This is a genomic window from Erythrobacter sp. AP23, assembly GCF_001542855.1.
Taxonomy (GTDB): domain Bacteria; phylum Pseudomonadota; class Alphaproteobacteria; order Sphingomonadales; family Sphingomonadaceae; genus Qipengyuania.
On sequence record NZ_LNBY01000001.1, the window covers coordinates 281699 to 294989 of the forward strand.

The window sequence follows — 13291 nt, forward strand, 5'->3', positions numbered from 1 at the left end:
CCATTCGCCGGATCTGGTCGACTCCATTCCATCAGGCGAATCCCATGAAGACAGAGGGCGCTCACCCTCCGTCGATCACATATTCGGCAAAGTGACCGGCATCCAGTTGCGAGCGCGGCGCGCGAGACGATCGCCCGTACCCTCGCCATCGAAATCGCTCAGAGCATCCGGTTCCGGCCACCCGCCAGTCCTTTCGAAGCAATTGAGATTCACAATCCCATATGCCGCATCCTCGATCGTACAGATTGCTGCGACGATCACGCCGCATTGGGCGCAGAGCAGGAAATCCGCAGTTTTGGTGCCGAACCGATAGCGCGTCGGTTCGGCTGCGAAGGACAGCGTCAGGCGTCCATGCGAATCTGCGAACCATTTTGCGGGATGCTTGCGGCAGAAACCGCAACCGCACATGCGCGGCGTGATGGCACCCACGCTCGAGGGCGTTTCAAGCTTCACTGCGATCGTGCCGCAATGACAGCCGCCCTCGAGGGTCGTCACGCCTCCATCCACTCGCTGAAGAAGCTGCGGTGGGCGCTGCGCATCTCGTCGATCGACTTGCCGAACAGCGTATTGCCGCCGGTCTTGCCGATGCGGCGGAAGCCGATCGAGGCGGTCTCGTCGTTCTCCGTGCCCTTGGCGAGCGCCTCGTTGAGCGCCTGCGTATCGGGGACGGTCACGACATAGCGGCCCTGGTCTTCACCGAACCACCATGCAGCCTTCGAATACTCCTCGTTCCACTCGACATCGGCGCCAATGCCGCCGGCCATGGCCATTTCGGCAAGCGCGATGGCGAGACCGCCGTCTGAGACGTCGTGCACCGCGCTGACGAGACCGTCGGCGATCAGCTGCAGGACGATCTTGCCCGCGTTCTTCTCGACCGTGAGGTCTGTCGGTGGAGTGCGACCTTCGTCGCGACCGTGAATTTCGGATAGCCAAAGCGATTTGCCGAGGTGCGAACGCTCCGGGTCGGCGGTGGCCCATTCCTCGGCGTGGATGAGGTAGATTGCCTCGCCCTCGGCCTTGAACGGCATCGTCATCATGCGATCGTAATCGTCAATCAGGCCGACACCCCCAATGGCGGGCGTTGGCAGGATGGCCGAGCCGCCGCCGGTCGCCTTGCTTTCGTTATAGAGGCTGACGTTGCCGCTCACGATCGGGAAGTCGAGCACACGGCAGGCGCGGCCCATGCCTTCGAGAGCATGAACGAACTGCGCCATGATTTCCGGGCGCTGCGGATTGGCGAAATTGAGGCAGTTGGTCACCGCCAGCGGACGCGCGCCGACCGCGCACAGGTTCCGATAGGCCTCGGCAATCGCCTGCTTGCCGCCTTCATAGGGATCGGCATGGACATAGCGCGGGGTGCAATCGGTGCTGATCGCCAGCGCCTTCTTGGTGCCGTGCACACGGACCACGCCCGCATCGGCGCCGGTCTGGAGCGTGTCCGCGCCGACCTGGCTGTCGTACTGCTCCGAAATCCATTTGCGCGAGGACAGGTTCGGCGAAGCGAGCAGCTTCATCAAATCGCCGCCAACATCGTCGGTGTCCGGTCGCTCGGCCATCGGTTTGATACCGGCCCAGGCGGTGTAGTCTTCCTTCGAGAGGTAGGGGCGGTCGTATTCGGGCGCATCGGCCGCGAGCGGGCCGAGCGGGATGTCGCACACGACCTCGCCGCCGAATTCGAGCACCATGTGCTGCGTGTCGGTGACTTCGCCGATGACCGCGAAATCGAGTTCCCACTTCTCGAAGATGGCTGCGGCCATCTCTTCCTTGCCGGGCTTGAGCACCATGAGCATCCGCTCCTGGCTCTCGCTCAGCATCATCTCGTAGGGCGTCATGCCCTCTTCGCGGCAGGGGACCTTGTTCATGTCGAGCCGGATGCCCGCCTTGCCATTGGTCGCCATTTCGACCGAGGACGATGTCAGCCCCGCCGCGCCCATGTCCTGGATCGCAACGATCGCATCGGTCGCCATCAGCTCGAGGCAGGCCTCGATCAGGAGCTTCTCGGTGAAAGGGTCGCCCACCTGCACCGTCGGGCGCTTCGCGTCGGCATCTTCCTCGAAATCGGCAGACGCCATGGTCGCGCCATGGATTCCGTCGCGTCCGGTCTTGGAACCGACATAGACGATCGGGTTCCCGACCCCGGTCGCGGCCGAATAGAAGATCTTGTCGGCATCGGCGACGCCCACCGTCATCGCATTGACGAGGATATTGCCGTCATAGGCGGGATGGAAATTGGTCTCGCCCGCCACGGTCGGCACGCCGACGCAATTGCCGTAGCCGCCGATGCCCGAAACCACGCCTTTGACCAGATGCTGCATCTTGGGGTGGTCGGGCCGCCCGAAGCGCAGCGCGTTGGCGTTGGCGACCGGTCGCGCGCCCATGGTGAAGACGTCGCGCAGGATGCCGCCGACGCCCGTCGCCGCACCCTGGTAGGGTTCGATGTAGCTCGGGTGGTTGTGGCTCTCCATCTTGAAGATGGCGGCCTGCCCGTCGCCGATGTCGATCACGCCCGCATTCTCGCCCGGACCGCAGATCACCCACGGCGCCTCGGTCGGCAGTTTCTTCAGGTGGAGGCGCGAGCTCTTGTAGCTGCAATGCTCGGACCACATGACCGAGAAAATGCCCAGCTCGACAAGATTGGGCTCGCGGCCCAGCGCGTGCAGGACGCGTTCGTATTCCTCGGGGCTGAGGCCGTGCTGTGCGACGACCTCGGGGGTGATTGCGGATTCGACAGTTGCCATGCGCGCGCGCTTAGCGCCGCACGGTCGGCACCGCCAGTCCCACCTTGTTTTTGTGCCACCGCGTCGAATGCACCCAGAAGGCAAGTGCGGTCAAAAAGGCGAAGGCGAGCATGCCGACGAAGTACAGGCCGAATCCCGACCGCACGGGTTGTGGGCCGAACCAGTCGATCGCCTGGAAGAGCAGCATCGCCGAGAGCAGGATCAGCGGCGGGATCAGCGGGCCCTTGGTGCGGCTGATGTAGAACCAGTAGGCCAGCAGGACGATGCCGATCTCGAGCGGCATCGCTATCGAAGGCAGGTTCCACAGGCCGAGACCGTAGCGCGCTTCGCCGCCCGCGATGGTAAGGTCCGGCCGATGGGTCAACAGGTCGAGCAGCCAGTGGCTGAGCACCACGATTCCGCCCCAGGTCGCCGCGACGACATTACGCGAGAGGAACCAAACCACCGCGGCGAATGCCAGTGCCCAGCATGCGGTGCCGAGCAGGCTGTGCGTATAGGGCATGTGGTACAGGTCGAACGCATTCATTTCGGTAATACCGGGAACGACGCGCATCCTTTCGATCCCGATGATCGCCAGCGCGAAGAACGCCCAGTCGACGAGTTGTGCGCCAATGAACAAAACCCCGAGCCGTGGCGCTTCGTCAGTGACTCCGCGGGCCAGAAGGGCAGGGGCGAAGTGGCCGATGAACATCGGCTATGCGAACCTCTCGGCGGCATATGTCGCCGCGCTCGCCGCTACGGCAGTGGCGAAGGCGCCCCAGGCGATGTCGGTAATCGTGACCGTGGTCGACCAGGTCCGCAAAGTCGCCTGGTTGGTCAAGTCGTAGGTCGCATAGCAGATCGCGCCGAGCAGCGCGCCGTTGAGCGCGGCGGTGCCAAGGCCATTTGCAAGGCCGGGGCGCACGGCGAACCAGACTATGGCGGCGATATAGGCGGCGTAGAACACCAGCGCGGGTGCCATGCGAAAACTGTCGGCCAGCATATCGCCTAGCCTGGGCCGGTAGAAATTGGGTCCCGCCCAGCTCAGCCAGACCGCATCGAGTGCCCCGAAAACCAGTGCAGCGGCGATCGCTGCGACAATCCACGTCATAATCGCGTCCCCCTCTGGGGCTTACTTGACCGCACGCAGGCGGGCCGTCAATGCTGGCCCGCGATGGCAGAGGATCAGTCACAAATTTCCGACCTGAGTTTCGAGCAGGCGTTACGCGAACTCGAAAGCGTCGTCCGGCGGCTCGAAAGCGGCGACGTCCCGCTCGATGAAAGCATCGACCTTTACGAACGCGGTGAACAGCTGCGCAAGGCATGCCAGGCGCGGCTCGATACCGCGCAGGCGCGGATCGAGAAAATCGTTGCTGGGGCCGATGGCAAGCCCGCGCGCACCGAGCCCTTCGATGCGGACGGCAACGCGTGACGGTCGTGGCGGCTATGCCCGACTTGCTTGGCGAGGCCTTCGAACGGATTCAGGGCGAGATCGACAGCGCATTCGACGCTTTCCTCCCGGTGCCGCAGGATACCAGGGCCAGGTTGGTAGAAGCCATGCGCTACGCGGCAATCGGCGGTGGCAAGCGCGTGCGTCCGCTGCTGCTCGCGGCGACGGCGGACCTGTTCGGTGTCAATCGCGATGCCGCGATCAATGCGGGCTGCGCGGTAGAGGCGATCCATGCCTATTCGTTGATCCATGACGATCTGCCTTGCATGGACGACGACGAGCTGCGGCATGGTAAGCCCACGCTCCACAAGGCCTTCGACGAGGCGACCGCGGTCCTGGCGGGCGATTGCCTGCATGCGCTCGCCTTCGACATCCTGACCCAGCCCGATACCAGCACCGACCCCTTCGTGCGCGCCGAACTCGTTGCGACCCTCGCGCGCGCCAGCGGTCATGACGGCATGGCCGGCGGACAGATGATGGACATCGTGTCCGAAGAACAGCACTATGACCTGCGCCAGATCACACGCCTGCAGCAACTCAAGACCGGTGCGCTCTTGGCGGCAAGTGTCGAAATGGGCGCAGTGCTTGGACGCGTGCCCCCCGAAGGGCGGACGCATCTGCGCGCCTATGCCCGCGACATCGGGCTTGCCTTTCAGATCGCCGACGATCTGCTCGATGTGGAAGGCGACGAAGAGAAGGCCGGCAAGGCGCTGCGCAAGGACGAGGGGCAGGGCAAGCAGACATTCGTCACTCTCATGGGGGTCGAGCAGGCCCGCTCGCAGGCAACCATGCTTGTCGAGCAGGCGGGACGGCACCTGGCCGGACATGGTGAAGACGCGCGCCTGCTTGTCGATCTCGCGCATTTCATCGTGAAGAGGGATCATTGATGGCCAAGCGCATCGGAATCTACCCGGGCACGTTCGACCCCATAACGCTCGGCCATATGGATATTATCGAGCGCGGTGCGAAGCTCGTCGACGAGCTGATCATCGGCGTTACCACAAATATCGCCAAATCGCCCATGTTCGACGATGACGAACGCATCGCGATGGTCGAGCGCGAGGTCGCCGGCGTAGCCTCTGACAGCATACGCGTGGTCGGCTTCAATTCGCTGCTGATGGATTTCGCCGAGCGCATGAACGCCGGGATCGTCATTCGCGGCATTCGCGGCGTCACCGATTTCGAGTACGAATATCAGCTGACCGGCATGAACCGGCAGCTCAACGACAAGATCGAGACCGTGTTTCTCATGGCCGATGTCGAACTCCAGCCCATCGCCAGCCGCCTGGTCAAGGAAATCGCCCTCTATGGCGGGCCGATCGAGAAATTCGTGACGCCCGCGGTGCGCGCCGATGTCGAAGCGCGGGTCGAGAAAATCGGTCGGCGCGGGGGCTGAGAGCCACGCCTAACCTATTCATTGAACGGACAGTCACGCCTCGCTAGAGGGTCCGCAATCCAGGACATTGCTACGGAATGACGATGCTCAAGACTTCGCTTGCCCTTGCTGCCGCGCTTACGTTTGCCGCGACGCCCTTCGCCGCCCAGGCGCAGGATGAGACCGCGACCGCCGAGACCCGCGTGTTCACGCCGGTCAATTTCAATGTGAACGAAGATCTCGAGAACATTCTACTGCTCGATCTGTCGAATGGCGAACGGGTGGCGATCCGGCTGAAACCCGATTGGGCGCCCAACCATGTCGAGCGGATCAAGACGCTCACCCGCCAGGGTTTTTACGACGGCGTGATTTTCCACCGCGTCATCGATGGGTTCATGGCGCAGACCGGCGATCCGACGGGCACCGGAACCGGCGGGTCCGAGCTGCCGGATATCGCGGAGGAATTTCACCGCATGCCGCATGTCCGCGGTACGGTGTCGATGGCCCGTGCGGCCAGCCCCGACAGTGCGAACAGCCAGTTCTTCATCGTCTTCTACCCCCGCTTCAACCTCGACAATACCTATACCAATTTCGGGCGGGTGATTTCGAACATGGCGGCGGTGGACGCGATCCAGCGCGGCGAGCCGCCTGCAAATCCGACGCGTATCGTCCAGGCGTCGATCGCGGCGGACAACAAGCCGGTGCCGGTCAATACCGCACCGCGCGTGGCCGACGAGATCAGCGTCGACGATCTGAACGCACCGATCCAGGAATAGCAATTGCGCCTTTCGGGCCGCGTCCCTAAGCGGCGCTGGCCATGAAAGTCGACCTTTTCGATTTCGAACTTCCGCCCGAACGCATCGCGCTGCGTCCGGCGCGCCCGCGCGATGCCGCGCGTATGCTGGTGGTGCGGGGCGAGGGCCCGTTCGAAGATTGCGGCGTGCGCGACCTGCCGCAGCTGCTGCGTGCCGGCGACGTGCTCGTCTTCAACGACACGCGCGTCATTCCTGCGCAGCTCGAGGGGCGCCGGGGCGAGGCGAAGATCGGCGCGACATTGCACAAGCGGATCGATTTGCGCCGATGGCAGGCTTTCGTGCGCAATGCCAAGCGCCTGCGGATCGGCGACGTCGCGGAATTCGGCGGGGGAGTAACGGCGATTGCCGAAGAACGGCTCGCCGATGGCAGCTTCGTGCTCTTCTTCGAAGGCGACGAGCCGGTCGAGGTGCTGCTCGAACGCGCGGGGCGGATGCCGCTGCCGCCCTATATCGCGGGCAAGCGCGCGACCGACGAGCAGGATCGCGAGGACTACCAGACCATGTTCGCTCAGGAAGACGGTGCGGTCGCCGCGCCGACCGCCGCGCTGCATTTCACGCCCGAACTGATCGCTGCGCTCGATGCGGCGGGGATCGCGCGCGAAACGCTGACGCTGCATGTGGGCGCGGGAACCTTCCTTCCGGTCAAGGCCGAGGATACCGACGATCATGCGATGCATGCCGAATGGGGCCGGATAGAGCCCGATGTCGCCGACTGCCTCAATGCCGCGCGCAAGGCCGGGGGCAGGGTGATCGCGGTCGGCACGACCAGTCTGCGCCTGCTCGAGAGCGCGACGGGCGAAGATGGCGTTATCCGGCCCTTTGCGGGCGACACCGATATCTTCATCACGCCCGGCTATTCATTCCGCGCGGTCGACGGGTTGATGACCAATTTCCACCTGCCCAAATCGACGTTGATGATGCTGGTCAGTGCCTTGATGACCCGCGAACGGATGATGGCCGCTTACGACTATGCCATCGCGAATGAGTATCGCTTCTACAGCTACGGCGATTCCTCGCTGCTGCTGCCCTGATCAGGGGAACACGCTCTTGGTATCGAGCATTCGCTCGATCAGCGCATCATCGGCTGGAATCCGCCCGTCGAGCATGAGCATGGCGATGCCATGCGCGATCGACCATGCCTGGAGAGCGAGAAGCTCCGCGCGTTCCGGATCGCTTGCCAGCGCCTGCGTATTGGCGGTCAGCAGCGCGCGCGCCTCGTCGGGCGCTTCGCCATCGCCGACCGGATGGCCCTGCGTGAACATCAGGCGGAAAAGCGCGGGATGGGCGAGCGCGAAGCGCACGTAGGTACGGCCCGTCGCGGCAAATCCCGCAGCGCCGCCCCCTGCCTCCTTCGCGGCGACCGCCTGCTCGTTGCCGAGCAGCTTCAGTCCCTCTCTCGCCAGCGCCTTGTCGAGCGCGTGCTTGTCGGGAAAGTGGCGATAGACGGCCGTCGGCGAAACACCCACTGCGCGCGCCAGTTCGCGCAACGAGGGGGCTTTGCCCCCGGGCCCTTCGAGCGCCTGCAGCCCAGCGGCCAGCAGCGCGTCGCGCAGGTTCCCGTGATGGTAGGCGGCAGGCGATGTTGACACTGTTACCATGACCTCTATGTTTACAGTGTTTACTTTAACCGGAGCGAGTCGGTCATGGCAAGCGTCATCGAGAAAACCATCCGCAAGGCAGTCACTCCCGCGATCCAGGCTGTGTCGACGATCAATCGGGCGCGGCTGCCCGGCGCGGACACCAATCCTTTCCTGCGCGGTGTCCATACGCCGCTCGCCGAGGAATTCACGCTTGATGATCTCGAAGTGACCGGCACCATCCCGCCGGAGCTCGACGGTCGCTATGTCCGGATCGGTCCCAATCCCTACGGCGATGGCGCCAAGGGGCACCACTGGTTCATCGGTGACGGGATGGTCCACGGTGTGCGGCTGAAGAACGGCAAGGCCGAGTGGTACCGCAACCGGTTCATCCGCTCGCGCGAACTCGAAGGCAAGGGCGGCCCGCCCGCGGTCGGCGGCCCGCGTCGCGGCTTCGGCGATACGGTCAATACCAACGTGCTCGACATCGGCGGGAAGATCATGGCCCTGGTCGAAGCGAGCAGCTTTCCGGTCGAGCTCGATGGCAATCTCGAATCGGTCGCCTATTCCGACTTCGGCGGCGGGCTGACCGGCTCCTTCACGGCGCATCCGCACCAATGCCCTGCGACCGGCGAATTCCACGCGATCTGCTACGAGGCGACCTCGCAGGACACGATCCGCCATGTTGTCATGGCCGCCGACGGCACGGTCCAGCGCGAAACCGCCATCCCGGTGCGCAACGGTCCCTCGATCCACGATTGCGCCCTGACCGAGAACTACGTTGTGATCCTCGACCTGCCGGTGACATTTTCGGTCTCGGCGCTGCTGGCCGGCTACAAGTTCCCCTATCGTTGGAACCGCGAGCACGAGGCCCGCGTCGGCTTGCTGCCGCGTGGCGGGTCGAGCGAGGACATCGTCTGGCATGCCGTCGATCCGGCCTATGTCTTCCATGTCGGCAACAGCTTCGAAGATACAAATGGCCGCGTGGTGATCGACCTGTGCGCCTACCAGACCATTTTCGATGGCGACATGCCGGGACCATATGGAAAGTCGCTCGGGCTGGAACGCTGGACGCTCGACGGAAAGGGCGGAAAGGTCGAGCGCAAGACGATCGATCCTTCGGGCCAGGAGTTTCCTCGCCCGGACGAACGCTTCTTCACGCGCGCCTATCGCTATCTCTGGGTGACCGGCCTGCCCGAGGATGGCGACCTTGAATTCGTCGCGCCCATGCCGCTTTACCGCCACGACCTCGAAACGGGAAAGCGCGTGCAGCGCGATTTCGGCGAGGGGCGCATTCCCGGCGAATTCGTGTTCGCGCCGCGCAGCCTGGATGCGCCCGAAGGCGATGGGTGGGTGATGGGCTACGTCATCGACCGCAATCAAGGCGCCAGTGCGCTCGAAATCCTCGATGCGACCAGCCTCGAACTGATTGCGGCGGTCCATCTCCCGCATGTGATCCCCCCGGGGTTCCACGGCAACTGGATCGCCGCTAGCTAGGAGCGCGTGGATTCGATTCTCGAACTTTCCGGCCTGTCGAAGGTCTATCCCGGCGGGCTGAAAGCGCTCGATGACGTCGATCTAACCATTCGCAAGGGGGAAATTTTCGCGCTGCTCGGGCCCAATGGCGCGGGCAAAACCACGCTGATCGGCGCGGTCTGCGGACTGGTGCGGCCGACATCGGGCACGATCCGCGCCTTCGGCCACGACATGGCGGGCGACTGGCGCAAGGCGCGAAGCCGGATCGGCCTCGTCCCGCAGGAACTCAGCACGGATATGTTCGAGCCGGTCCACCGCGCGGTAAGCTATTCGCGCGGGCTGTTCGGGCTGGCACCGGACCGGGAGCGGATCGAGGAGATCCTGCGATCCCTGAGCCTGTGGGACAAGCGCGACGAGCGGATCATGGCGCTGTCCGGCGGGATGAAGCGCCGCGTGCTGATCGCCAAGGCACTCGCGCATGAACCCGACCTGCTTTTTCTCGACGAGCCCACCGCGGGCGTCGACGTCGAACTGCGCAAGGGCATGTGGGCGATCATCGACGAAATGCGCGAACGCGGCGTCACTATCATTCTGACAACGCATTACATCGAAGAGGCCGAAATGATGGCCGACCGCGTCGGGATCATCAATCGCGGCAAGCTGCTGATGGTGGACGAGAAAGAAGCCATGATGAAGCGGCTTGGCCGGACCGAGGCGCATATCACGCTGGCCAAGCCGCTGGTGGGGCTGCCACCCGAAATCGGGCGCTTTCCCGTCGAACTGGAACAGGGCGGCACCTCGCTGTGCTATCGGGGAGGCGATGGGACCGGACTGGGCAAGTCGGAGGTTGCCGATCTGACCAAGGCACTGATCGCCGCCGGGATCGATTACACCGGCATCGACACGCGCGAGAGCAGCCTCGAAGAGATCTTCGTGTCGCTGCTGGGCGAGGGGGAGGGCGCGGCATGATCTCCTGGCGCTCCACCTGGTCGATCTACACGCGCGAGTTGATGCGTTTTCTGCGCACCGCCTTTCAGTCGGTACTCGCGCCGGTGCTGACGACGTCGCTCTATTTCATCGTTTTCGGCGCGGCGATCGGAAATCGCATGCCCGACCTCGGCGGGGTCGAGTACGGCGCCTTCATCATTCCCGGCCTGCTGATGCTCACCTTGCTGGGCGAGACAACCAGCAATTCGAGCTTCGGAATCTACATGCCGCGTTTCACGGGCACGATTTACGAACTGCTCAGCGCCCCCGTTGGCGTGGCGGAAACGCTGATCGGCTTCGTCGGTGCGGCGATGACCAAGAGCCTCATCCTCGCCACGATCATCCTGCTGACCGCGCGCCTGTTCGTCGATTATTCGATCGCGCATCCGCTGCTGGCGGTATTCTACATCATGCTGGTCGCGGCGGCTTTCAGCCTGTTCGGCTTCATCCTCGGCATTTGGGCCGACAATTTCGAGAAACTGGGCATCATTCCGATGCTGTTCCTCACCCCGCTCACTTTTCTGGGCGGGACCTTCTACTCGATCGACATGCTACCCGAGCCGTGGGACACGATCGCTCTGGCCAATCCGATCGTCTATCTGGTCAGCGGACTTCGCTGGACCTTCTATGGCAGCAGCGATGTCGATATCTGGCTTAGCTTCGGCATCACATTGGGCTTCCTGGCCTTCTGCGTCGGCGTGATCGGCTATATCTTCAAGACCGGGTGGCGCCTGCGCGCGTAAGGCTTGCATTCGATTGCGGACTGGCGAGCGGGCCGACAAGAGGCTAGGCGCGCGGCATGCGATTGATCCCGATGCTTTTCCCGCTCCTGCTGGCCGGTGCCGCCGTGCCTGCACAGGCCGAGCTTCCCGAAGGCGCGCAGGCGATGATCGACGCCGCGATAGCGACCGGCGACGAAGCCAAGGTGAAGACCGTGCTCGATCTTGCGCGCGCGACCTGGCCCGATGACACGGCGGAGATCGAGGAAATCGCGGGCGCATTCCAGACCGCGCTTGCAGCGAAACAGGCAGCCGCTGCGGAGGCAAAGGAGCAGGCGATCCGCAGCGCCGGCCTGTTCGAGATGTGGAAGGGCGAGGGCGAGCTTGGCGGCTTCCAGTCCAGCGGCAACAGCGACACGGTCGGCGTCACCGCAGGCCTCAAACTCAAGCGAGAGGGGATCGACTGGTCGCATCGCCTGCGCGCTCGCTTCGACTTCCAGAGACAGAACGGCGTTACCAGCCGGGAACAGCTCTTCCTGTCCTATGAGCCACGCTGGCAATTCGACGAAAGCGTGTTCGCCTATGGGCTCACCCAATTCGAGCGCGATCAGATCCAGGGGGTCGATGCGCGCTACGCCATATCCGGCGGCCTCGGTTACCAGGTCCTCGACAACAACAGTTTGAGCCTCTCGGTCAAGGCCGGCCCCGCCTATCGGGTCACCGAGTTCACCGACGGTCGCAACGACAGCCGGATCGCCGCGCTTGCCGGGTTCGATTTCGACTGGAGAATCTTCGAACGGCTGACGCTGACCCAGGATGCGAGCGCCGTCGCCGAGACAGGCGGCGAAGCCGTGGTCCTGATCGACAGCGCCAACACGACGGTCAACCTGGTGACCGGACTGAACTTCCAGGTCAGCGACCGTCTGCGTGCGCGTATGTCCTACCAGCTCGATTACGACAGCAACCCGCCGGCCGGGAAGGTGTCGACCGACACGCTGACCCGCGCAACGCTTATCTACGGCTTCTGACCATGGCCGAACGTTTCAGCTTCACCATCGATGCGACCGACGGTGCCGCGCGCACCGGACGGATCGAGATGCTGCGCGGCGATATTCGAACGCCTGCCTTCATGCCCGTCGGGACGGCCGCCACGGTCAAGGCGATGAAACCCGAAACCGTGCGCAAGACCGGCGCGGACATCATCCTCGGCAACACCTACCACCTGATGCTGCGTCCCGGGGCCGAGCGCGTGGCCAAGCTCGGCGGCCTGCACAAGTTCATGAACTGGAACCGGCCGATCCTGACCGACAGTGGCGGTTACCAGGTGATGAGCCTGTCGGACTTGCGAAAGCTGACCGAGAAGGGGGTCGAGTTTCGCAGCCATATCGATGGGTCGAAACACATGCTTACGCCCGAGCGCAGCATGGAGATCCAGCGACTTCTCGGCAGCGATATCGTGATGGCCTTCGACGAATGCCCGCGCGCTGACCGTCCGCGCGACGAAATCGCGGCGAGCATGGAAATGTCGATGCGCTGGGCCAGGCGCAGTCGCGACGGTTTCGATATGGGCGGCGAGCATGCGGAGAGCTCCGCCCTGTTCGGCATCCAACAGGGGGCGCTCGACGAGGAACTGCGCCGGATCAGCGCCGAGAAGCTGACCGAGATCGGTTTCGACGGCTATGCGATCGGCGGCCTCGCCGTGGGCGAGGGGCAGGAGGCGATGTTCGCCACGCTCGATTTCGCTCCCGGTCAGCTACCCCAAGATCGCCCGCGCTACCTCATGGGGGTGGGCAAGCCGGACGACCTCGTCGGCGCGGTTGAGCGCGGCGTCGACATGTTCGACTGCGTGCTGCCTAGCCGCTCGGGCCGGAACGGGCAGGCGTTTACCTGGAACGGCCCCATCAACCTGCGCAATGCGCGGTTTGCCGAAGACCAGGAGCCGCTCGACAGCCGCTGCGCCTGCGACACCTGCGGGACCTACACGCGTGCCTACCTGCACCACCTGGTCAAATCGCAGGAAATCCTCGGGGCGATGCTGATGACCGAGCACAATATCGCCTTTTACCAGCAATTGATGCAGGCCATGCGCGATGCCATCCGCGAAGGTCGCTTTTCGGCTTTCGCAAACGATTTTCGCATGGATTACTTGCGTTAAGGCAGGACGGATATAGTCTG

15 protein-coding genes are annotated in these 13291 nt (G+C 63.9%); 10 read left to right on the plus strand and 5 right to left on the minus strand.

Going from position 1 to position 13291, the window contains the following annotated elements; all coding sequences use genetic code 11:
- Positions 1–75 precede the first annotated feature (75 nt).
- Genes ASS64_RS01315 through ASS64_RS01330 form a run of 4 tightly spaced genes read right to left on the minus strand, consistent with a single transcriptional unit; the run spans position 76 to position 3828 of the window.
- Positions 76–495, minus strand: a complete 420-nt coding sequence (locus ASS64_RS01315; RefSeq protein ID WP_157075045.1) for a GFA family protein — start codon at positions 493–495, stop codon at positions 76–78.
- Positions 492–2738, minus strand: a complete 2247-nt coding sequence (purL, locus tag ASS64_RS01320; RefSeq protein ID WP_067688638.1) for a phosphoribosylformylglycinamidine synthase subunit PurL — start codon at positions 2736–2738, stop codon at positions 492–494. Before purL ends, ASS64_RS01315 begins: the two co-directional genes overlap by 4 nt.
- A 10-nt stretch (positions 2739–2748) precedes the next feature.
- The gene (locus ASS64_RS01325; RefSeq protein WP_067688640.1) at positions 2749–3429 is read right to left on the minus strand and encodes a hypothetical protein; all 681 of its coding nucleotides are present in this window, start codon (positions 3427–3429) and stop codon (positions 2749–2751) included.
- 3 nt (positions 3430–3432) lie between these two features.
- Positions 3433–3828 (minus strand): DUF2177 family protein, encoded by a 396-nt coding sequence (locus tag ASS64_RS01330; RefSeq protein ID WP_067688642.1) that lies wholly within the window; start codon positions 3826–3828, stop codon positions 3433–3435.
- Between the two features lie 63 nt (positions 3829–3891).
- On the opposite strand from ASS64_RS01330, the gene ASS64_RS01335 reads away from it, so the two are divergent.
- The 5 genes from ASS64_RS01335 (at position 3892) to queA (ending at position 7388) form a co-directional block, all read left to right on the plus strand.
- The gene (locus tag ASS64_RS01335) at positions 3892–4149 is read left to right on the plus strand and encodes an exodeoxyribonuclease VII small subunit (RefSeq protein WP_067688645.1); all 258 of its coding nucleotides are present in this window, start codon (positions 3892–3894) and stop codon (positions 4147–4149) included.
- Between the two features lie 14 nt (positions 4150–4163).
- The gene (locus ASS64_RS01340) at positions 4164–5054 is read left to right on the plus strand and encodes a polyprenyl synthetase family protein (protein ID WP_067690269.1); all 891 of its coding nucleotides are present in this window, start codon (positions 4164–4166) and stop codon (positions 5052–5054) included.
- A complete protein-coding gene (gene coaD, locus ASS64_RS01345) occupies positions 5054–5563 on the plus strand; it encodes a pantetheine-phosphate adenylyltransferase (RefSeq protein ID WP_067688648.1) in 510 nt (169 codons plus the stop codon). The genes ASS64_RS01340 and coaD overlap by 1 nt, the downstream gene beginning before the upstream one ends.
- Positions 5564–5646: 83 nt before the next feature.
- Entirely contained in the window at positions 5647–6318 is a 672-nt protein-coding gene (locus ASS64_RS01350; protein ID WP_067690271.1) for a peptidylprolyl isomerase, read from the plus strand.
- 41 nt (positions 6319–6359) lie between these two features.
- Entirely contained in the window at positions 6360–7388 is a 1029-nt protein-coding gene (gene queA / locus ASS64_RS01355; RefSeq protein ID WP_067688651.1) for a tRNA preQ1(34) S-adenosylmethionine ribosyltransferase-isomerase QueA, read from the plus strand.
- On the opposite strand, the gene ASS64_RS01360 is transcribed toward queA, so the two are convergent.
- Positions 7389–7955, minus strand: a complete 567-nt coding sequence (locus tag ASS64_RS01360; protein WP_067688654.1) for a TetR/AcrR family transcriptional regulator — start codon at positions 7953–7955, stop codon at positions 7389–7391.
- A gap of 45 nt (positions 7956–8000) precedes the next feature.
- On the opposite strand from ASS64_RS01360, the gene ASS64_RS01365 reads away from it, so the two are divergent.
- The 5 genes from ASS64_RS01365 to tgt all read left to right on the plus strand — a co-directional run bounded on the left by ASS64_RS01365 (position 8001) and on the right by tgt (position 13271).
- On the plus strand, positions 8001–9431 hold the full coding sequence (locus ASS64_RS01365; protein ID WP_067688657.1) for a carotenoid oxygenase family protein: 1431 nt from the start codon (positions 8001–8003) through the stop codon (positions 9429–9431).
- A 6-nt stretch (positions 9432–9437) separates the two neighbouring features.
- On the plus strand, positions 9438–10379 hold the full coding sequence (locus ASS64_RS01370; RefSeq protein WP_067688661.1) for an ABC transporter ATP-binding protein: 942 nt from the start codon (positions 9438–9440) through the stop codon (positions 10377–10379).
- A complete protein-coding gene (locus tag ASS64_RS01375) occupies positions 10376–11140 on the plus strand; it encodes an ABC transporter permease (RefSeq protein WP_067688666.1) in 765 nt (254 codons plus the stop codon). The genes ASS64_RS01370 and ASS64_RS01375 overlap by 4 nt, the downstream gene beginning before the upstream one ends.
- 71 nt (positions 11141–11211) lie before the next feature.
- A complete protein-coding gene (locus tag ASS64_RS01380) occupies positions 11212–12144 on the plus strand; it encodes a YdiY family protein (RefSeq protein WP_083508105.1) in 933 nt (310 codons plus the stop codon).
- A gap of 2 nt (positions 12145–12146) precedes the next feature.
- The gene (gene tgt / locus ASS64_RS01385) at positions 12147–13271 is read left to right on the plus strand and encodes a tRNA guanosine(34) transglycosylase Tgt (protein ID WP_067688672.1); all 1125 of its coding nucleotides are present in this window, start codon (positions 12147–12149) and stop codon (positions 13269–13271) included.
- The last annotated feature ends 20 nt before the right edge of the window (positions 13272–13291 follow it).